Below are 19,123 nucleotides of genomic sequence, written 5' to 3' on the forward strand. Positions count from 1 at the left end.
GGGCATCCCGCAGGTTTCAAACGATGGGTTAGGCATTAAGATTCTGCGCAATCCGGCAGCATTGAGCAACACGAACAAGAAACCAGTGAGTGAATGCGAGACATGACCCAAGTACCAATTGAACTCAATGATAACGAATTATGGTTGAATTCAAAGGATAGATTCTGGTGGAATTCATCAAAGATCCACCTTTAAGACGCACTTTTTCTCCTGAAGGTCAAAAAATCTTTATTCGCCCATTAAACCCTTTCTCCGATCTTGCTTGTCAAAGCTCAAATCGCGCTTACCTCTCCATGGATTCAGCCAAGAAACCGGCGAACCAGAAATCATCGCGGTATTGATGCAGAACCCTGTTCGAAAAGAACAGGGCTCATGGCGTTGATGGAGCTTTTCCAGCGACCTTTTTGTACTGCCAGTATTCGCAAAATGGCTCAAGGATCATGACGACAGTGACGACATTCTCCAAAACACGTTTGTCAAGGCTTGGCATGTTTTTTTGACGGGTTTCGGGCCGAATCTTCACTTCTTAAAACCTGGCTCTTCCGGATTGCGACAAATGAATGCCTCACGCTACGGAAAAGCGGAAAGCGGAACCTCAGTACCTTCGGGACATCGAAACAATCTCGGGCATAGTGAACAAGTAACTTCAACGATGACTGGGGAAGACATTTAGCAAAGGCTCGAAGCAGCTGTGGCCTTGCCTGACAAACAAAAGCAGGTATTTGGATGAAATACTATGACGAAAATGAAATACCCGAGGATGGTCGAAATTTTGGCGAAACCGAAGGTTCGTCAAGGCCAGCTTCCACCATGCGGTCAAAAAATTGAAAATTATCTTTCAGGCCGGTTAAACCATTTCCAAATCAACGATCAAAGTACTGTTATGCGACACGAAGATTTACAGGAAGAAGATTGGAAGGACGTAGGTCCGCTACTCGCCCCTCGCTCAAGGCAAAGACGCCAGGCGGATATGCTCGAGGATATTTCCCGAAGGCCTGCCGGAAAGCGTTTTGAGTCGCATTCGCAGCCTTCCAAAAGAGAAAGCCAAGGAAACTCCGGTTATTCAAATGAACGCAGTGGCCAAGTTTCCAGCACGGCCGATGCGCACGGTAGCGTTCCGACGTACCATGTTTTGGAGTGTAGCAGCTGGAATCGCGCTTTTGGCGATTTTCGGCACATATTTTCTCCTGAACACGGAGGAAAACACTGAAACCAACTATGCCGAAGAGCCATCCGGCAGGAGACCATGGTGCACCAGCTCTTGGATTCCAGGAAATCACGCCTTACCTCGACGTCACGGATAGGAGTGATGAGCAATTTTTGCGGCATTGGGCAGCGAAGCGAAGGGCATTCGGAAGGAGAAGACCACGAAATGCAGCAAGATGAAGCCGCTGAATACCTTGAGGATGCTGAACTTGACGAAATTGATTGGCAGAATTGACATAGACTTTGAAGATTTGCAATAAAATGCTGTTGAAGAAAGAACTACAAAGAGGAAAGATTATGAAACGATGATGATTTTGATGGGCTTTGCTTTTGACCTTGCTTTCCGCAGCCGCTGATGGCCCAACCGCCTGCTGCCGGCGGGATTTGGAGCGCCATTCGGTGGGATATATCACCAAGAAGCTGAGCTTGACGACGGACGAGGCCAAGGCTCTGGGCCGGTTTACGATGCCTACCGTGACGAAATGAAACTTGTGCGCGACGATCAGCGCGACATGTGCAATCGGCAAAGGAAAACTTTGGACACGATGACCGATCAAGAGGTCGAGACCGCGGGTCAACAAGATGCTCGACAACCGCCGCAAGGAGCGGAGCATCACCCTCAAGTACCACGAGCAGTTCAAGAAAGTGATCAACATCCGCAAGGGGGCATGCCTACAAAGCCGAACGTGAGTTCACGCTGTTGCTGTCGCGCGCTTGCAAAGCGACGGAAGGTGGCGCACCGGTGGTCCGGGCGGCCCGGGGCCCGGAGGCGGTGGACCCGGTGGCGGACGCAGGTTGCAGCGATAATCTTGCTGTTCGGAAATCAACGCCTCCTTTGGGGTGGCTTTTTTCTTCTGAAAGAGTTGTTCAATTAGCTGCAAGGGGTGACAAAGGTTCTCAAATCCTCTTGACATTGATTATATTTGAAAAAAAGGCCACCAATGATTACCGTAAATACATCGTTAGAAATCCAGAAGATGATGGGGAAGCCCACCATTAAGGGTTCCCGAATAACAGTAGAATTGATTTTGCGAAAACTCTCAGGAGGTCATTCCGTCGATGATTTGCTGAAAAGTTATCCCCACCTGAAAGGGAACAGATTGCAGCCGTTTTTGCTTACACTGCAGATATGGTTGCAATGAGGAGGTACGCGAAGCAATCATGATCATTTTCGACGAAATGTCGAGGACTATTGATCAAGTTGCTTTCGGCGAAAGGCTATCAGAATATTTCCATTCGAAAAGAATTTCCGCGGAATTTGACCTTGAAGTCGGAAACGTTCGCGAACATGGAGGACTTTTGATTACTGAGGATAAAGATTTTGGGGAATTGATATTTTCACATCATATCGAAAAGGTTGCGTGTTATTTATTCGCTAACACCAACCGCCATATTCCCGATTGAAGGCGCTGTTCTTCAGGCTATTGAGGACTATTCCGTGGACCCGCATTTACAATCATTACAGGTTTCTAAGTTGAAAGTAAGAACAAGGCGGCTTTGATTACCTTCCTTCGGTCCTTCCAACTGACCTATTCCTCCAAAACTCCACCTCCACACGGCGATTCAAGGCTTTGCCTTCGTCCGTGTCATTGGTGCTGCATGGCCTTGATTCCCCATTCCAGCTGAGTTGATGCGCTTAGCATCAATCGCCTGACTGATGAGGTAATCCATCACGGCACGGGCACGGCTCTCCGAAAGCTTCAAGTTGTAGCCATCTTCGCCGTCGCTGTCGGTATGCCCGGACAATCGAATCTTCAAATCCGGATGGCTTTTCAGAAAGTCGGCCAAGCTATCCTTTGGCGATGAAGGTGCCGTGCAAAAAGACCCATTCGTTCCAATCGTCAAGGATTTTGCCATTGCTGAGCGTGATCAACTCGGTGGTATCCACGCCGACTTGGCAATTGTTCATCCCCTGATCGTCGCGGGTGATTTGGAGTTGCAGTTCATCGAGGGCGTGATCGCTGACTTCCGCGAGGGAAACCCAGATGCTCAAACAATACTTTTTCCCAGCGATCAAGGGCGTTTTTAGGCGCGTAGCCACAAATTCGCGGTAGTTTTGGCGCTCTTGGAGCATGGCCCAGATGCCGCCATATCCGTTGCCATTGTGGGGCATTTGTTCTCCTAATTCATTTTTAGGAACGGCTGCTGTACCGGTTCCGCAGACATGGTAAAAGTCCGGCGAATTTTGTTTGATGCGCCAGGCGCGTGCATTTTGCAAGTCTTCCCGTTGTTTTGGGCAGGCGAAAAGTTGCTCAAAACCCGAATTGGGCACGAGGTTGTTGGGATCCTCGTCTTCTGCGACAAACAACTGGCTTTCACAACCTGACTTGCTCGTGCTTTCATACAATTCGAAGGCATCCAAGTAGGTGTAGGCGCGGTAATCGATTGCGGCAAAATGGCCGACTACCAAGGTTTTTTCGCCTCCTTTTGCCGTATAGGTTTTGGTAAACATTGCCCATCCGATGGATTCAGGGCTCATTTTCCAATTGGCATTCAATTGTGTGGCGACCGGAATGTCCAAAAGATCCCAATTTGGAATGGTCAACGAAGTATCCAAAAAACATGCCCGCAAGGCCATTCGACCGTCGCTACTTGGACTCGGCGCCGCTGCGGAATCGCAAACAATAGGCGCGACCCGCCACAAGCGGTTCTGCCAGATTGATCTGCAAAATTCCTTTCCTGATTTCCGCAAAGAATGCCCGCATAACCTGCGCCTTCAAACGCGTCGTGTGCCAAAAAGTTGTTGGGAACACCGACCGTTTCGAAGTTTTTGACGAAGCATTTGTTGAAATAGTCGGGCGTGCCCGTATTGGGGCTGCTCCAAAATGCGACGCGATCCAATTCGCCCCAGAGCCTTGGGACATTTTTTTCATGTCCTCAAATCCGCCGTTGGGAATGAGGTTTGGGCATAAGCAATGCCAAAATGGATCAAGCAGATCAGAGCAAGCAACGTTTCATGGCGCGGCATTCAGGATTTGGCATGCGCCGCAGTTGAGATCATAGACGGCTTTGCCTTCGGTGAGTTGTGCCAGCGTGACATCGGCAAACTTAGCCGTTCCACGGTCGGCATCTGCCTGAATCGGCGCAGCAATTTTTGTCGTTCCGCAAGCGACGGCAAACAAAAGGGTAGAGAGGAAGAAGTACTTTTTCATTGGGGAATGATTTTCGCAATGATAGCAATTTTCGGGGATTGAAGGCGGCTTTATCGGTCGATATGTCAGTGATCCAACGCACGTTTTTTGATCATTCCGCCGCGCGTATCCCGTACAGAGCTCATTACAACAAATGCTTCAGCGTCAATGCGTTGAATTTCGGACTTGAGCTTATTCAATTCCAGCCTTGTGATGACCGTGTAAAGAATGTCAACTTCGGATGTTTCGCCGCGTCTGCCATATCCTCCCTTGCCTTTGTACACGGTCACGCCACGTCCCATCTCCTTGGTGATCATGAGCCTGATTTCCTGGCTACGAATCGAAATAATGGTCACACCGGTATATTCATCGATGCCATCGACGATATAGTCCAAAGTTTTGGAGGCAATCAGGTAGGTGATCAAGGCATACATTGCCGTTTCAAGGTTCAGAAGATAAGCTGCCACACTAAAAATAGCGACATTCAAGCCAATGATGATGTCGCCAATCGTTGTGCCCAACTTGCGGCTGAGGTAGATCGCTAAAACCTCCGTGCCGTCCAGCACGGCACCTCCTCTCACCGAAAAGCCAATGCCAGCTCCCAAGAAAAACCTCCAAAGATGGCCACCAAGAGACTGTCATGGGTGATTACCGGGAAATGTATTGTTGAAACACATATCGCCAACGCGGAAATGGAAGCGGCTGATTTGAGCGCGAATTGCCGGTCAACCACCTTGAACGCCATGATCACAAAAGGGATGTTGATGATCACGATCAGAATTCCAAGCGACCATCCTGTCAGTTCAGAGGTCAAGAGGGAAATTCCCGTTGCGCCACCATCAATGAATTTGTTGGGCAGCAGAAATCCTTCCAATCCCAACGCTGCCAATCCGACCCCAATGGAGATGAGGATGAAGTCTTTCAGCCATTTTTTAGCCAAACGCTTAAATTCTTTGAGCGCTTTTTGAAACTCGGCAGGAGAAAGCACCTCATCTTTCTTCCGGTTTTTCCCCTTCGCCTTCTCACGACGGATGGAATTGACGATGATTTGCGTAAAAATGGGACCCATGAATTCTTGCGTTTGACGGTGACAATTCTGCACGATTGGCAGATCGCCCGATGCGGTGATTAGCCTAAAATACCATTAGAATACGGATACTGTGGTCGATTAGCTGTAGCAACACTGAATTTTAATGCAATTCTAACCCATTGAGCAAGGCTAGCACCGCCTCCGCACAACCCCATGAAACGGTGTATCCAGCGCCTCCGTGGCCGTAATTGTGAACAAATTCGCCGTCCCACTCGAGGCGGATGGTTGCTCGGCCCGGCCGTAATCCGACGACCTTGTCCAAAATTTCCACTTCACCAAGGTCGGGAACCAACCTTCGGCAACGGTCGATGATGCGATTCCCCAAATCCTCATCCCATTCCCACGAAGATTCTCCAGCCACCGCCGTGCCACCCAAGACGATGTCATGGGTACGCGGAAAGATGTAAGTGGCCTCAAATAATTCAGCTCCGTCCATTGAATCTGCAGAAACGAATGGAATGTTGGCCTGCCGGGCAATTTTTACCAATTGTCCCCGAATCGGATAAAGCGTTGGGTCATTTGCCAATTCCTTGGCTCCCAGGCCAGTGCAATTGATGACGATGGGTGATTCTGAATGCAAATCCGCTAGATTTTGAATCTCTCCGAGCTGAATTTCCCCGCCGCCTTGGCGGAACGTTTCCAGTAGATAGGGCAAGTAAATCGGCGTTTCAATCATGGGAACGTCCATCACAAAGCCCATGGGCTGTCCATCGGTCAATTCGGCAGCAGTGGCATTGCGCCATCTTCCTTCCGGAATCGCGTCGAGCCACCAAGCCGACTCCTTAGACTGCACAAACTCCGTAAATTGGACCATCTTGACGCCCGTTTCCGGATTTTCTGACAAGGTTTCCAAAACCCTGTAAGTCGCTCGACTCCAGCGGTTCACCGCTTCCAAAGGCCCTGTTTTGTAGGGAAACCAGATCGCGGCCGCGACCGCCGAGGTCGTGTCCGCAGGCATTTCCCGCGTATGGATGCGCACACGATAGCCCGCGCGTTGCAACACGATCGCAGTCGTGAGGCCAGAAACGCCACAGCCGACGATGATCACAGTTGGAAGATTGGGCCGCGGGTGTTGCCATGCAGTTGTGTTATGGATCGATTCTACAAGGCTGATTTTCAAAGTGTTCCTTGAAAAAACTCCTTCAGGCGCTTGGCTTGCCGTAGGACCAGGGCGGCATCATCCTTGTGATAAAGCTGATATTCAGCCTCTTCCTCGTTGACCTTCTCAGTGTATTCCACGAGTTTGTCACCTTTGAAGTAGAATCGGTTTTCACAGGTTTTTTCATTGTTCCCGCTGAATTCCTTGAAATAATAAAACAGCAAGTTGCCTTCGGAATCGAATAAGTATTCCTCGTTTTGGTCATTTGCACTGCGCTTGCTCGTGATGTTGAGCTTTCTCAGCACATACGATGGCCCGTTTTCGCCCTCCATGCTGCCGCGTTCAAACCAAAAGTCCCTGACGGCTCCATAGTTGCCGACTGCTGCCCATGGACTGTTTTTCTTGTTGACGGTCAGGCTGTTGAGGTAAAGTCGACAGGCTTCAGGTTCTTCCGCATTTTGGCATTCGAGAATTTTGTCGCCAATCTCCTTGTAAACCGCACGGATATGGTTGACCTCGACATTGTTTTGTGCAGTCAGTCGATTCCCATTTGCCGAAAAAAGCAATAGGAGCGGGGAAAGGATCAAAATCTGGAGAACACGAAGGCCATTTTTCATTGATTCGGGTTTAAAGTTCCTTTTCCCATAAAAGCTTTCCTGATTCTGTATCGAGGCATGCCATGCGTAATTGGGAGACAAAAACGAGGTAATTTTTGGATACACCAGCCCATTCATAATCAAACTCGGGGTTTCCTTTGGAATAAACCTCTTCGAATGCGCCAGCCTGATCGGCTTTGGAAGAATTGTGGTAGAATTTTGGCAAATGTGTTGTCCAAACAATCCTCCAACTGTTATTGGGGTCCAAATTTACACGGCTGATGAGGGTATGCGCGGTATCTGCGACAAGATTGGCATGATGCACGTAGACCGATTTGTCATCTGTACTGAGCAGGAAACTTCCCGAAAAGTGGCTTGATGACCTTTTGGCATTTTCGAAGTCTCGTTGGGCATATTCGGCATCGCGTTTCAGATTAGTGGCATGGTCGTGGATGGCTCGTTGTTCCCAGCTCCATTTGATGTAATCAACTTCTTGCGTGGCTTCCGGATGCGCTGCCGAATAGATTTTGAGGCTGTCTTCCAAGGACTTCCAGCGATTTTCCATCGAATCCAGCTTGATGATTTTGCGTTCGGCAGCCTTTTTCTGATCAAAATCCAAGAAAAACTTCCCAAACAGAAAGCTGATCTCCGCGCCGGATTTATTACCGAGATAGGAGATTTCCGCCCGTGGATCACCATCAAGGTTCACACTCTTTTCATTGGAAAACTGTCCGGAGCCACTCAATGGGTCATTGTCCCAATCTGCATCGGGCATTTCTGCATCGGTTTTCTGTAGGACAAAAGTCTCTGGATCCATCTGGTATTTGAAACCGGCTTCGTCGGTAAGCACAATCCGCTGCGATTCATAATCCACTCCAAAATATTGGTCGATCAACGGCCAATCAGGTCTCGCCGGTTTGAAGGCATTCAAGCCGGGCATCTGCGAAAACTCGGTCCAAGTTTTGATCGGCGTGAGCGTTTTCGGGTTGCGGCAATGCAATCCGAGTTCGGGGTTGATGCTGAACATCCAAACTTTTCCGGGACTGATGCCCAGCACAGCATTGGCTTCCTCAATCATTTCTCCGAGCGGCACACGGCCCACTTGCTCGCCAGTTTTGAGGTCGTAGCTGCTCAATCGATATTCGGTATAGCCGCTGATATGGGTCACACCATTTTCTGTGGATTTAGAATTAGCCTGAAAGATTGCTTCCTTGCTGATGACAAAATCGCCCTCCGGCCCAGAATAAATGACATTGACCACGATGTCGTCGGCACGGTCAGTCTCGAGGTCTTTGTGATAGCAGCCCGAAATACCAAAGACGATCAATAAGAATGCAATGCCCCAAACCGACGGTACCTTGGAGTAATTTCTTCGAAAAAAGCGGACTTTTTGAACTTCCATAGCTGGGTCTTTTCGCGAATTTAGTTTGAAAATTTTAAGGATTCACAACGTCACAGCATATTGCAATCGCCCTCTCGTTTATGTATATTTGCTTAAACACCACCCCATGAGCAAGTTTCACGCAGTTATTGGCAACCCTCGCTTGGAGCAACACTTCATCCACTTTGTGGGCTTCAAACATATGCACCGCCACACAAAAATGTACATTGACCCGACTTCGCAGTACGAACCGGAGCTTCAGGGAATGTACTACGAATCCATGCGGGATGGCGCTTTTGAGGATTTGAAACTTGCTTTGAAAAAGGAAGTCGATCTCAAACCCAAAGACAGCGAATTCAAAAGATCATTGATGCTGCGATTGAGGACGTTGTCGCAAGGCTGGGAATGGAGCTCATCATTCGGAAAACCAAGGAATTTCTCTGGCAAATGGAAGGCCGTGATCCGGTCGATGTTCCGCCTGCAGTTGCATATTTTCCAAAATCTGATGTCGCGCGTTGTCCAACCTGCGACCGCACGCGCTTGATTCTCGGCAAAGAGGATCTTCCGAAGGACATTTTTGAGACCTATCACGCGATTGGACTCGAAATGGAGGTGTTTTGGCTCTGCACAAAGTGCAAGCGGATCACAAATGAGTAATACAGCGCAAATTCGTCCGCACTAAACGCTGGATGGTTTGATCCTCATCAACGAAAAAACCGCACTACGCCGAGGCATAGTGCGGTTTTTCATTTTTACTTGGAATTACTCCTCGCTTGCGGATTCCGAGGAATCACTTTGGGCTTCCTCGACCGCTGGAGCATCGACCTGCGGAGCCGCAGGTGTTTCCTCAACCGCAGCCTTGGATTCCACGACAGGAGCAGCCTTGGCTGTTTCCTGCGCAGACTTCATGTCCTTGAGCTTCTTCTTCAGTTTTTCGATTTCTGCCTTTTCGGAATCGATCTGCGCCTGAATTTGATTGCGAAGGCCATCACCGCTTTTCCCTTTTGAGATAAATAGGATATTGGTCTCGTAGGCTTCGACTTTTTCCTGGATGATTTGGATTTTCATCCGCATTTTCCGCATTTCATCTTCTGCGGGGTTGCTTGCAACCTGATCGCGACGGTCATTGCCACCGCGACGATCACCACCGCCGCCCTGACGGTCACCACCACCACGGCGTTCGCCGCCGCCTTGACGATCACCACCACCGCGACGTTCGCCGCCGCCGCCACCACCACGGCGCTCACCGCCACCGCCGCCATAACCGCCACCATAACCGCCGCCGCCACGTGAGCGGGTCTTGTCATAGTACTGTGTGATGGCATCACGATAGGCACCGTTGATTTTGTCCTTCTGCTTGAAGGGCACGTGTCCCGTTTCTTTCCATTTTGCCGCAATCGCCTCAAATTCAGCGCTGTGATCGCCTGGATTGTCGAGTGCCGCAATGGCTTCGACTTGGGAGATCAAGTCAAGTTTGATGGCCATGTTGTCCTCAAACTCGCTTTTGCTCGCACTTACAGCAGCCGTTTTACGGTCAAAGAAGGTGTCGCAGGCTGTGCGAAAGCGCTTCCAAAGTTTGTTGGAATAGCGTTCGTGTACCGGACCAATGGATTTCCATTCCTCTTGGAGTTGCTTGAGAATCTCCGTGGTATCCTTGAGGTGCTCATTGTTCATGACCGCTTCGGCCTTTTCACAAATCGCAGTTTTCTTGATCAGGTTTTCACCGCGTTCTTCGTCAAATACCTTGAAGAATTCGCTTTTGCGTTGGAAGAAGTGGTCACACTCGGCGCGGTATTCCGTCCAGAGACTTTTGTTGGTCTCAATTGGGCCCGGGCCGATGGTTTTCCATTCGTTTTGCAACGCAAGCACCTCGTTGGTGACATCGGTCCAGTCTTTGGGGCGCTTGCCATCAAAGTCGTGATGGACTTTGATTTTCGCCAGAATGGCCTTTTTCTTGATCTCGTTTTCGACGCGCTGCTGATCCTGAAGCTCGTAATAGCCGGAACGCAGTTCATAAAAACGATCCAAAGCATCGCGGAAGGCTGCATTCAGCGTTTCAACATCTTCACGTGGCACGTGACCGATGGTGCGCCAGTATTCCTGAAGCTGCTTGACGCGCTCGCTGCGCTTGTTCCAGTCTTCGCGCGTGATTTGCTCCTCCGTCGGAATCAAGCCATCAACTTCGTCGACGACCCTCTTTTTTTCCTCGTGATTGTATTTGCGGTCCAGTTCCAGAAGTTCCTGATACTGACTACGCAATTTGTAGAAAATGTCGAGGTAGTGGCGATAGGTTTCGTTGAAGGACTGCAAGTCTTTTTGCAGCACCCAACCCACTTCGCGCCATTGGTTTTGAATATCGCGGACTTCTTGGATTTTGGTGACCTGTTCTTCGGTCACGATCGCCTTGAGGCGCTCCAAGAGTTCTTTCTTCTTGTTGGAATTGTCTTCCTTTTCTTTTTCGCGCTCCGCATAGTAGGCCATACGCTTCTTGTTGAAGCGTGCCATGGCGGTGTTGAAGCGGCTCAGGAGTGCATGTTCGACGGTTTCAGGGTCGATCTTGGACTCAAAGCTCTTCTTGATGTTCGCAATTTTGGAAACGAATTCGGCAACCTCTCCGCGTGTGGCGATGCTTTCCATCAGCAGGGTCAGCTCCTGCGGATTGGCTTTCTCGACAACACTGTCCAAGTTTTCCTCGTCACCAAGGATTTCTTGCAACAACGAACTCGCAGCAGATTCGCCACGGTCTTCGGTGAATTCAATATGCGAGAAGTCATCTTCCTCGACTTCGGGGGTTCCGTCGCCACCTTCGTCAGTCAATTCGACATGCGCTACAGCAACTTTTTCCTCGGGTTCCACGATCGGATCCGGCTCGGGTGCCTCCTCAGGCACTTCGGGTTCCACAGCGGGAGTTTCAGGTTCAGGTGCTTCCACAGGAACTTCGGGTTCCGCGGGCGGCAAAATGATTTCTGGTTCGGGCTCAGCAATCGGCATTTCTGGCGAAACGTCGGGCGATGCGTCGAGATTCACGGACTCTTTTTCAGGGTCCGAGGGGGAGAGGTGCGGAAATTCCGTTTCAGGTACCATCAAAATCAGATAGCGTTTCTACAAAAAACTAGTTGAACATGCACTAGATTCGACTTCAAATTTAACGGGTTGTGGCGATTTTCACAGCCATCTTCTGAAATCTCTCCCAATGCAGTGGAAGATATCACTTGGTCCAAGCCTCGACCGCCTCTTTTGCGGGGTTGGCTATTCCAAGTTTGTTTTTCTTGTTGAAGCCACACAAATCATTGTGGAGCTTGTTGGTGTTGGCGGACTTGAGGTCGGCAAGGCTGTTAATCCCGAGCTTGCGCAAGGGCTCCATCCATTCGACCGGTACGCCGGCTGAGGCAAATTCCTCGTTGGTGATCGCCTTGGCCTTCTTTTCCGGCTTCATTTGCGGGAAGAAAAGGACATCTTGAATCGAAGGTGAATTGGTCATGATCATCGCCAAACGGTCGATACCCACACCCAATCCTGCGGTAGGCGGCATTCCAAACTCCAGCGAACGCAGGAAGTCTTCGTCAAGCACCATGGCTTCGTCGTCGCCGCGCTTGCCCAGCTCGAGTTGCTCCTCAAAGCGCTCCCGTTGATCGATCGGATCGTTCAGCTCGGAGAATGAATTGAGCATTTCCTTGCCGTTGCAGATGGCTTCGAAGCGCTCGACCAATCCGGGCTTGGAACGGTGCTTCTTGGCCAATGGGCTCATTTCCAGCGGATAATCCGTGATGAAGGTCGGCTGGATGAGCTTGGGCTCGCAGGTCGCACCAAAGATTTCATCGATCAGCTTGGCTTTGCCCATGCTGTCGTCGGTCTCCACGCCGAGCTGCTTGCAGGCCAACAGCAATGCGGCTTCGTCCATTTCCGAAATGTCGATGCCGGTGAAATGCTGGATCGCTTCAAACATGGTGTAGCGCTTCCAAGGCCGCGCAAAGTTGATGTCGTGGTCGCCCACGCGCACAATTGTGCCACCCGTCACGTCCAAAGCGACCTTTTCGATCATTTCCTCGACGAGGTCCATCATCCAATAATAGTCCTTGTAGGCCACATAGAGTTCGATTTGCGTGAACTCCGGATTGTGGAAGCGGGACATGCCTTCGTTGCGGAAGTCTTTGGAAAATTCGTAGACGCCATCAAAGCCGCCGACGATCAAGCGCTTGAGATACAGCTCGTTGGCGATGCGCAGGTACAGCGTCATGTCGAGCGTGTTGTGGTGGGTCTTGAAAGGACGCGCAGCAGCACCGCCATACAACGGCTGCAAAATCGGCGTTTCGACCTCCAGATAACCCTTCGCATTCAGGAATTCCCGCATGCTCTGCACCAGTTTGGTGCGCTTGACAAACGTTTCGCGCACCTCCGGGTGCACGATCATATCCAGATACCGCTGACGGTAGCGTTGCTCGAGTTCGGTAAAGCTGTCGTAAAGTTTGCCATCCTCAGCCTCCTTGCGGAAGATGATCGGGCGAAGGGTTTTCGTGAGAATGCGGAAACTGTGAACGTGGATGGAAATTTCACCGGTTTGGGTGGTGAACACGTAGCCTTCGACGCCAATGATATCTCCCAAGGAAATGAGGCGCTTGAACACCTCATTGTACATCATCTTATCCTCGCCAGGGCAGATTTCGTCGCGGTTGACATAAACCTGAATCTGTCCCGTAGAGTCTTGAAGCACCGCAAAAGATGCCTTACCCATCACCCGTTTGGTGACAACGCGGCCTGCCAAACTGACTTTGGCAAAAGCGGCAGCATTTTCAGGTGTGAAATCGCGCAAAATTCCCTCCGCCGTCGCATTCACTTCATAGCCTTCTGCGGGAAAGGGTTCGATACCCAGGGCCCTTAACTCCTCAACCTCCTTGCGGCGCTGAAGCTCCTGGTCGTTCAACTGATGTTCCATTGACAAAAAACAAATTTTGGCGCAATTTACAGACAATAATTGGTTTCGGGGAAGGAAATGCCAATTTATCGGAGCGGCTTGAATGTGATTCCAACTGCCTCAGGATCGGGTCATCCGTGCAACTTTGTCGGGGAGGCAAGCTTTTTGTGCAAATTCAATAGATTTGTGTCCGATTTCCGGGGGAAGAGGCTGGAATCGCACTTAAGAACGCACATAACTGAAAATGAAATTGAGACTACTGTTGCTCCTTGGAGCCTTTTTATGCTTGCTTTTGCCGAACCTTCAAGCCCAGAAAGATACACTTGGTGCCTATTGCAATGTTTTTTATGTGACTTCTGATAAGCCAGACATTTTGCCGTTTTCAGATCAATGTTTTTTGGCTGATCAATATTCCGTGAAGGATCCAACGAATTTCAAGGCTTTGGGACCCGTCGAAGGCTCGATTTCCTTGTTTACGCAGTATGGATGGAGCATGCATTTTTACTTGCCAAATCCCAAAGAAAACGAACGTTTGGTGGTGAGCGCTCCTGTCAATTTGCTTGGGAAAGACCTGCAAATGAAACCGGGAACTTTTTTCATCACCCTTTCTGACAACCGCGGCGCGGGACGCTTGGATGAGCCTGCGGACAATGTCGATTTTGCTACGGTTAGCGGGAATGCAAAAGTGTTGGAATACGTTCCACAAACCGGGAAGATGCCTTATGCCCAATACAAGTTGCAAATGGACCTCCAATTCCGAAAGGTGGATCGGAGCGAAGAGGTTGCAAAATTGGTGGGTGAAACGATTCGCCTACGAATGGTGGTGATCATCGATCCCAAACTGGACTGACCGAGTGGCTATTTCCCGCTGGCAGGCGGCGAAATGTAGGTGTCACGGTAGGCACGCATTTTTTCGAGGGCTAGCTGAAAATCCTCAGGCAATTCGCTGTCAAAAAATACCTTTTTCCGTGTCTGCGGATGCACAAATCCGAGCGTACGCGCATGCAATGCCTGACGCGGCAAAATCTCCATCACGTTGGTGATGAAGGCATTCCATTTCGGTGTATGTGGATTGGCGAGGACTTCGTGGCCCCCGTAAAACCAGTCACTGAACAGGGTATGCCCAATATGCTTCATGTGCACCCTGATTTGGTGGGTGCGGCCTGTTTCCAGCTTGCATTGCACCAAGGTGGCAAATCCAAACCGTTCCAATACCTTATAATGCGTGATCGCACGCTTGCCGAGTGAGCCATCGGTGTAGACCGTGAATTTCTTCCGGTCGCCCTTGCTCCGGCCGACGTGACCGACAATTGTCCCTTCGTCTTGTTTCACATCGCCCCAAACGATCGCATTGTAAAGCCGGTCGATCGTGCGTTCGTAGAACTGTCTTGCGATGAATTGATTGGAGAAATCATGCTTGGGAACTACGAGCAATCCGCTGGTATCCTTGTCAATGCGGTGCACAAGTTGCGGGAAAACCCATTCCTCACGCGGTGCCTCGAGGCGGTCTTTGTTGAGGTGAAACAGCAAACCATGCAACATGGTCCCCGTCCAATTGCCGACACCGGGATGCACGACCATGTTGGGCGTTTTGTTCACCATCATAAAATCGTCGTCTTCGTAGGCAATGTCGACAGGAATGTCTTCGGGTCCCAACTGCGGCGGCGGAGGATGTGGCAACATGATCGTGACCTCATCGCCCGGCTTGACCTTGTAACTTGCCTTGATCACCTTGCCGTTGACGCGGACGCAGCCTGCCAAAGCCGCGTTTTTGATCTGCGTACGGCTTTTGTTCCGCATGAGCGAAAACAACCACTGGTCCAAACGCATGATCTTCTGACCCGGATCAGGCGTGAACTTTTTGTGCATGTACAGACTGTCCTCTTCCGTTCCCTCTTCAGGTCGGCTCTCATCGACATACGCGTCGTCGATGTCCAAATCAAATTCGAGGTCTTGGTCTTCTTCCACTACAGTGCAAAGGCATTTGGGATGGCAAAAGTAGCGAATTTTTGCGTACCCTGCGGGAATTTTGCGGCGACAGCATTCGGGTTCTCCAAATCCCGATCAAACGGTTCAGGCCTGCTTCAGCAACCTTTTTTGCTTCATGGCGATGAAGATGATCAATCCGCCGCCGATCAACAGCAACGTGGAAATCAATTCTGCCTGCGTAAAATGCATTCCTGCAAAATCATAGACTGAATTCACGCGGATCTTTTCAATGGTGAAGCGTTCCAAGCCGATGAGGATCATGTAGATGCCTGTGAGCAATCCCGCATATTTCATTCGCTTGCGAATTCCCCAAAGCAAGGCGAAAATACCTGTGCCCATGAGTGTTTCGTAGAAAGGCGTTGGAAAAACGGGGACAGGAAGGTGGCGGCAATATTCGCCTTTGCAGCCTTCGAGTGGAACGCCATCCATGGCAACGTTGTGGCGGAAGTCCGTCGCAAACATCCAATCGGGGAGGAAACTCAAGAATCCGGGTTTCGGAACAAAGGCGTGTTCCGTCCCATTCAGGATGAAATAGGCTTGGTTGGCATCGACGGCTTGCTGGAAAATGTCCATGCTTCCGACGGCGACGCCGCCTCTTGGCAGACTTTGGTAAGCAGCATTGAGGATGCCCCAATCCCCATCGCCCGACATTTGACAGCCGATTCGACCGACCGCATACGCCAAAATCAAGCCCGGCACAAAGGCATCCACACAGGTGAGAATGTGAAAACCCTTGCGGTACAGATAGTAAATGATCAATCCGCCTGCGCACAGCAATCCGCCAAAGAAACTCAAGCCATTGAAGCTCAGGAGGTCGCCAATCGGATCGCTCCAGAAGTCGCTTCCCGGTTCCAGCATCGCAAAGATCTTGGATCCTAAAATGCCTGCCACAAAAGCGATCGTGACCACGGTTCCCAAGTAGAAAGAGGGTCCGGCATCCACGGTTTCAAACTTGACCTCCAAGTCCTTCTTTTTCTTGAATTCCATGTATTTCCAGAGCCCGCCGCCCAAGGCACCCAACAAACCGGTGAGCCAGAAGCCTTTCAACGACATCAATGCGCCTTCGGTATCGTTGTTGAAAAATTCGCGGTCACTGAAATAAAGCCCGAGTTTGTAGCCTGCGATGCCCCAGATCAGCGCATGGATGATCACTTCGCGCATCGTGATCGGCCCCTGCGTCTGCACTTTTTCCTTGCGCAACTTGTATTGACCGAGCCCTTCACGCCGTTTCAAGTCGGCGCGCAAGGGAATGAAGGCCGCAACAAATGCCAATGCCAGAAAAAAACCGAAGGTCTTGGCCGGCAGCACCATGTCGGTGCCAAGAAGATAATTGATGAGGTCGCTGAGCCTTGGAAACATGTCTCGGGGTGTTGATGCAGAAGCTAAAGCGGCAAAGTAACGAAAAACCAAGCAATGGAAACGGGGCTTTCATTTTCTTGAATTCGCCTGCTTTTGAGGGCGAATCCTCCAAAATTATTTTCCCTTGCTTGAAATAATTGATAATTTAGCCCCTTCTTAGAATTGATCCAATACGGAAAACATGAGTATTCTTGTCAATAAAGACTCCCGGATCGTGGTGCAAGGCTTTACCGGTAAGGAAGGTAGCTTTCACGCGAGCCAGATGATCGAGTATGGTACCAACGTAGTCGGCGGTATCACCCCCGGCAAAGGCGGCGAAAAGCATTTGGACCGTCCGGTGTTCAACACCATGCAGGACGCGGTCGATGCGACCCAAGCCAATGTCTCCATCATCTTTGTTCCTCCAAGATTTGCCGCTGACGCGATCATGGAAGCTGCAGATGCCGGCGTCGAATTGATCATCACGATCACCGAAGGCATCCCGACACGCGACATGATCTATGTCAAAAAGTACATCGATGATCGTGGTGTGCGCATGATCGGCCCTAACTGCCCCGGTGTCATCACACCCGGCGAATGCAAAGTCGGCATCATGCCCGGCTTCATTCACCGTCCTGGCACGATCGGTATCATCAGCCGTTCAGGTACATTGACCTATGAGGCAGTGGACCAAGTCACGAAGCAAGGCCTCGGCCAAAGCACCTGCGTCGGCATCGGCGGGGACCCGATCATCGGTTCGCCCCACATCGACATCATCAAGCTGTTCATGGCCGATCCCGGCACGGAAGGCATCATCATGATCGGCGAAATCGGTGGCACCAACGAGGAACTTGCTGCCGAATGGATCAAGCACAACGCCACAAAGCCTGTGGTTGGCTTCATCGCCGGCCAAACAGCGCCTCCCGGACGTCGCATGGGCCACGCCGGCGCGATCATCAGCGGTGGCAAAGGCACAGCGAAGGCGAAAATGGAAGCCATGCAAGATGCAGGCATCCACGTCGTCGAGTCACCTGCCAACATCGGCGTGACGATGGCCAATGCCCTCGCAGAATGGAAAAAGAAAGCTGTCGTCTGAGCAGCAAGTCTTGAAGCATAAAAAAACGGCGATCTGGAAACGGGGCGCCGTTTTTTGTTCCAAGGTTCGAAAGGTGAAGAAATCATCGAATCGTATTCGACCCGCGATCCGGGAATCACGCGACCAAGAAAATCATCCGCAGCTTCTAAAACGCCTCCCCAAAAGCCACATAAAACCCGGTCGTGCCATTGCCCACGGCAAAGTCTAGCCGCAGGTTCACATTGTCTTTTTTGTCCATGAGGAAGCGGAGGCCGCCGCCGGTGGTGAATTTGAAGACTTCCATTTGGTACGGGCGGTTCCAATTCCAGACCTCGCCGGCACCTACAAAAGCGGTTAATCCAAATCGCCAGAAAAGGGGCATGCGGTATTCGGCTTGGAGGGCGAGCAGGTTTTGGTCGCGGTATCGGCCTTGGTAATAGCCGCGCATTTCGCGGTCGCTGCCGACCAATCCGAGGAGCCGCAAGGGCGGCGTTCCGGTTTGGAGCAGCGTATAGCACTGAACTGCAAGTACATGGCGCGGGAAGGGGCGCAGATACTTGCGCAGATCCACCTCCGTGCGCGTGAAGCCGAATTCGCTGCCGACAAACCTGCCAAACCCCAACGAACTCAGCGACAGGTAGATACCTTTTTTGGGATTCAGCGGATTGTCGCGTGTATCCAAGGAAAATGCGGGTCCGATACCCATCGAAAAGCCGCCATCATAGCCCGGAGGTTGTAGGGTTTCGATCGATCCTCCCGAATCCGGCACGACTTTGAAGACATTTTGCATTTTCAGGCGCATGCCCAGGTACATATTGTTGCGCACACTTCGAAGCCCGCGCGCCTCCACCTCAAGGCGCGTCATGTCCACGCGCTCGACAGCTGACTTGGGCATCGCCGCCCCGATTCCCCAGTAATTCTCCGGAAACTTGCGAAAACCCACCAATCCATCGAATGCCAGCTTGTTTTTGCGGGTAAACAGGTTCCATCCGATCTCCGTGATCAGTTGCTTGTTGAGCGTATAACTCACCTCCGCCTTGGCACTCGACAACCTTGTGAGCGAATCATCCTGCCAGAATCGGAGCGTAAACAAGGCCACCGCCCCAAAATACAGCCGCGTTTCGGGGGCGAATCCAATCGTCGGTACGGGCAGCACTCCGATTTTGCGCACTTTTTTTGCAGGCACCGCAAGCGAGTCCGTCTGTGCGGCCGCAGACATGGACAACAAGGATCAGCAGAAGGAAAAGAAAAGCGATTCTTCGAATCATACAGCAAGATAACACGCTTGCCGCAGCAAAACCACGGC

21 protein-coding genes and 2 pseudogenes are annotated in these 19,123 nt (G+C 50.8%); 8 read left to right on the top strand and 15 right to left on the bottom strand.

The features are described 5' to 3' along the window. Positions 1–370: 370 nt before the first annotated feature. A complete protein-coding gene (locus tag IPN95_19100; protein MBK9451477.1) occupies positions 371–523 on the bottom strand; it encodes a hypothetical protein in 153 nt (50 codons plus the stop codon). Positions 524–736: 213 nt separating this feature from the next. Between IPN95_19100 and IPN95_19105 the strand changes: the two genes are divergently transcribed. Then, positions 737–1,210, top strand: coding sequence for a hypothetical protein (locus IPN95_19105; GenBank protein MBK9451478.1), 474 nt, complete (start codon positions 737–739; stop codon positions 1,208–1,210). Positions 1,211–1,294: 84 nt separating this feature from the next. Here the strand turns inward: IPN95_19105 and IPN95_19110 are convergent, their stop codons facing one another. Then, positions 1,295–1,444, bottom strand: a complete 150-nt coding sequence (locus IPN95_19110) for a hypothetical protein (GenBank protein ID MBK9451479.1) — start codon at positions 1,442–1,444, stop codon at positions 1,295–1,297. A 92-nt stretch (positions 1,445–1,536) separates the two neighbouring features. Here IPN95_19110 and IPN95_19115 point away from each other — a divergent pair, with 92 nt between their 5' ends. From IPN95_19115 to IPN95_19130, 4 genes and pseudogenes are all read left to right on the top strand, one after another. Continuing rightward, complete coding sequence (locus IPN95_19115; protein MBK9451480.1) at positions 1,537–1,692, top strand: hypothetical protein; 156 nt, start codon at positions 1,537–1,539, stop codon at positions 1,690–1,692. A 214-nt stretch (positions 1,693–1,906) separates the two neighbouring features. Next, the gene (locus IPN95_19120; GenBank protein MBK9451481.1) at positions 1,907–2,206 is read left to right on the top strand and encodes a hypothetical protein; all 300 of its coding nucleotides are present in this window, start codon (positions 1,907–1,909) and stop codon (positions 2,204–2,206) included. After that, positions 2,184–2,371 (top strand): annotated as a pseudogene (locus tag IPN95_19125) (DUF433 domain-containing protein). The gene IPN95_19120 and the pseudogene IPN95_19125 overlap by 23 nt, the downstream one beginning before the upstream one ends. Then, positions 2,368–2,610: a hypothetical protein gene (locus IPN95_19130; GenBank protein MBK9451482.1), complete on the top strand. Its 243-nt coding sequence runs from the start codon at positions 2,368–2,370 to the stop codon at positions 2,608–2,610. The pseudogene IPN95_19125 and the gene IPN95_19130 overlap by 4 nt, the downstream one beginning before the upstream one ends. 159 nt (positions 2,611–2,769) lie before the next feature. Here the strand turns inward: IPN95_19130 and IPN95_19135 are convergent, their stop codons facing one another. The 8 genes and pseudogenes from IPN95_19135 to IPN95_19170 all read right to left on the bottom strand — a co-directional run bounded on the left by IPN95_19135 (position 2,770) and on the right by IPN95_19170 (position 8,524). Beyond that, positions 2,770–2,964 carry an OmpA family protein gene (locus IPN95_19135; protein MBK9451483.1) on the bottom strand — a complete coding sequence of 65 codons (195 nt, stop codon included), beginning with the start codon at positions 2,962–2,964 and terminating at the stop codon, positions 2,770–2,772. A gap of 31 nt (positions 2,965–2,995) precedes the next feature. Then, entirely contained in the window at positions 2,996–3,751 is a 756-nt protein-coding gene (locus IPN95_19140) for a hypothetical protein (GenBank protein MBK9451484.1), read from the bottom strand. Continuing rightward, positions 3,748–4,047, bottom strand: coding sequence for a hypothetical protein (locus tag IPN95_19145; protein MBK9451485.1), 300 nt, complete (start codon positions 4,045–4,047; stop codon positions 3,748–3,750). The genes IPN95_19140 and IPN95_19145 overlap by 4 nt, the downstream gene beginning before the upstream one ends. 113 nt (positions 4,048–4,160) lie before the next feature. Beyond that, the gene (locus IPN95_19150) at positions 4,161–4,358 is read right to left on the bottom strand and encodes a hypothetical protein (protein MBK9451486.1); all 198 of its coding nucleotides are present in this window, start codon (positions 4,356–4,358) and stop codon (positions 4,161–4,163) included. A 65-nt stretch (positions 4,359–4,423) separates the two neighbouring features. Then, positions 4,424–5,406 (bottom strand): annotated as a pseudogene (locus IPN95_19155) (YitT family protein). A gap of 121 nt (positions 5,407–5,527) precedes the next feature. Then, positions 5,528–6,547 (bottom strand): FAD-dependent oxidoreductase, encoded by a 1,020-nt coding sequence (locus IPN95_19160; protein MBK9451487.1) that lies wholly within the window; start codon positions 6,545–6,547, stop codon positions 5,528–5,530. Beyond that, entirely contained in the window at positions 6,544–7,143 is a 600-nt protein-coding gene (locus IPN95_19165) for a hypothetical protein (protein ID MBK9451488.1), read from the bottom strand. Before IPN95_19165 ends, IPN95_19160 begins: the two co-directional genes overlap by 4 nt. Before the next feature lie 10 nt (positions 7,144–7,153). Beyond that, entirely contained in the window at positions 7,154–8,524 is a 1,371-nt protein-coding gene (locus IPN95_19170; GenBank protein MBK9451489.1) for a hypothetical protein, read from the bottom strand. A 106-nt stretch (positions 8,525–8,630) separates the two neighbouring features. Here IPN95_19170 and IPN95_19175 point away from each other — a divergent pair, with 106 nt between their 5' ends. Then, the gene (locus tag IPN95_19175) at positions 8,631–9,047 is read left to right on the top strand and encodes a hypothetical protein (GenBank protein MBK9451490.1); all 417 of its coding nucleotides are present in this window, start codon (positions 8,631–8,633) and stop codon (positions 9,045–9,047) included. Between the two features lie 218 nt (positions 9,048–9,265). On the opposite strand, the gene IPN95_19180 is transcribed toward IPN95_19175, so the two are convergent. Together IPN95_19180 and lysS are read right to left on the bottom strand one after the other, a co-directional pair. Then, complete coding sequence (locus tag IPN95_19180; protein ID MBK9451491.1) at positions 9,266–11,587, bottom strand: DUF349 domain-containing protein; 2,322 nt, start codon at positions 11,585–11,587, stop codon at positions 9,266–9,268. Positions 11,588–11,711: 124 nt separating this feature from the next. Beyond that, on the bottom strand, positions 11,712–13,436 hold the full coding sequence (gene lysS, locus IPN95_19185) for a lysine--tRNA ligase (GenBank protein MBK9451492.1): 1,725 nt from the start codon (positions 13,434–13,436) through the stop codon (positions 11,712–11,714). 223 nt (positions 13,437–13,659) lie between these two features. Here lysS and IPN95_19190 point away from each other — a divergent pair, with 223 nt between their 5' ends. Continuing rightward, on the top strand, positions 13,660–14,265 hold the full coding sequence (locus IPN95_19190) for a hypothetical protein (protein ID MBK9451493.1): 606 nt from the start codon (positions 13,660–13,662) through the stop codon (positions 14,263–14,265). An 8-nt stretch (positions 14,266–14,273) separates the two neighbouring features. On the opposite strand, the gene IPN95_19195 is transcribed toward IPN95_19190, so the two are convergent. Together IPN95_19195 and IPN95_19200 are read right to left on the bottom strand one after the other, a co-directional pair. Continuing rightward, positions 14,274–15,422, bottom strand: coding sequence for an RluA family pseudouridine synthase (locus IPN95_19195; protein ID MBK9451494.1), 1,149 nt, complete (start codon positions 15,420–15,422; stop codon positions 14,274–14,276). 66 nt (positions 15,423–15,488) lie between these two features. Beyond that, positions 15,489–16,763, bottom strand: a complete 1,275-nt coding sequence (locus IPN95_19200; GenBank protein MBK9451495.1) for a prolipoprotein diacylglyceryl transferase — start codon at positions 16,761–16,763, stop codon at positions 15,489–15,491. A gap of 181 nt (positions 16,764–16,944) precedes the next feature. On the opposite strand from IPN95_19200, the gene sucD reads away from it, so the two are divergent. Next, complete coding sequence (gene sucD, locus IPN95_19205; protein MBK9451496.1) at positions 16,945–17,838, top strand: succinate--CoA ligase subunit alpha; 894 nt, start codon at positions 16,945–16,947, stop codon at positions 17,836–17,838. 145 nt (positions 17,839–17,983) lie between these two features. Here sucD and IPN95_19210 read toward each other — a convergent pair whose 3' ends face one another. Further along, the gene (locus tag IPN95_19210; protein ID MBK9451497.1) at positions 17,984–19,036 is read right to left on the bottom strand and encodes a BamA/TamA family outer membrane protein; all 1,053 of its coding nucleotides are present in this window, start codon (positions 19,034–19,036) and stop codon (positions 17,984–17,986) included. Between the last annotated feature and the right edge of the window lie 87 nt (positions 19,037–19,123).

Source organism: Bacteroidota bacterium, assembly GCA_016718825.1.
In the GTDB taxonomy this organism is placed as follows: domain Bacteria; phylum Bacteroidota; class Bacteroidia; order J057; family JADKCL01; genus JADKCL01.

Excerpts from the sequence above, each read along its gene's own strand:
- IPN95_19105 (MBK9451478.1), top strand. The coding sequence starts at position 737 with ATGACGAAAATGAAATACCCGAGGATGGTCGAAATTTTGGCGAAACCG.
- IPN95_19110 (MBK9451479.1), bottom strand. The coding sequence starts at position 1,444 with ATGTCAATTCTGCCAATCAATTTCGTCAAGTTCAGCATCCTCAAGGTA.
- IPN95_19130 (MBK9451482.1), top strand. The coding sequence starts at position 2,368 with ATGATCATTTTCGACGAAATGTCGAGGACTATTGATCAAGTTGCTTTC.
- IPN95_19150 (MBK9451486.1), bottom strand. The coding sequence starts at position 4,358 with ATGAAAAAGTACTTCTTCCTCTCTACCCTTTTGTTTGCCGTCGCTTGC.
- IPN95_19165 (MBK9451488.1), bottom strand. The coding sequence starts at position 7,143 with ATGAAAAATGGCCTTCGTGTTCTCCAGATTTTGATCCTTTCCCCGCTC.
- IPN95_19170 (MBK9451489.1), bottom strand. The coding sequence starts at position 8,524 with ATGGAAGTTCAAAAAGTCCGCTTTTTTCGAAGAAATTACTCCAAGGTA.
- IPN95_19175 (MBK9451490.1), top strand. The coding sequence starts at position 8,631 with ATGAGCAAGTTTCACGCAGTTATTGGCAACCCTCGCTTGGAGCAACAC.
- IPN95_19180 (MBK9451491.1), bottom strand. The coding sequence starts at position 11,587 with ATGGTACCTGAAACGGAATTTCCGCACCTCTCCCCCTCGGACCCTGAA.
- lysS (MBK9451492.1), bottom strand. The coding sequence starts at position 13,436 with ATGGAACATCAGTTGAACGACCAGGAGCTTCAGCGCCGCAAGGAGGTT.
- IPN95_19190 (MBK9451493.1), top strand. The coding sequence starts at position 13,660 with ATGAAATTGAGACTACTGTTGCTCCTTGGAGCCTTTTTATGCTTGCTT.
- IPN95_19200 (MBK9451495.1), bottom strand. The coding sequence starts at position 16,763 with ATGTTTCCAAGGCTCAGCGACCTCATCAATTATCTTCTTGGCACCGAC.
- sucD (MBK9451496.1), top strand. The coding sequence starts at position 16,945 with ATGAGTATTCTTGTCAATAAAGACTCCCGGATCGTGGTGCAAGGCTTT.
- IPN95_19210 (MBK9451497.1), bottom strand. The coding sequence starts at position 19,036 with ATGTCTGCGGCCGCACAGACGGACTCGCTTGCGGTGCCTGCAAAAAAA.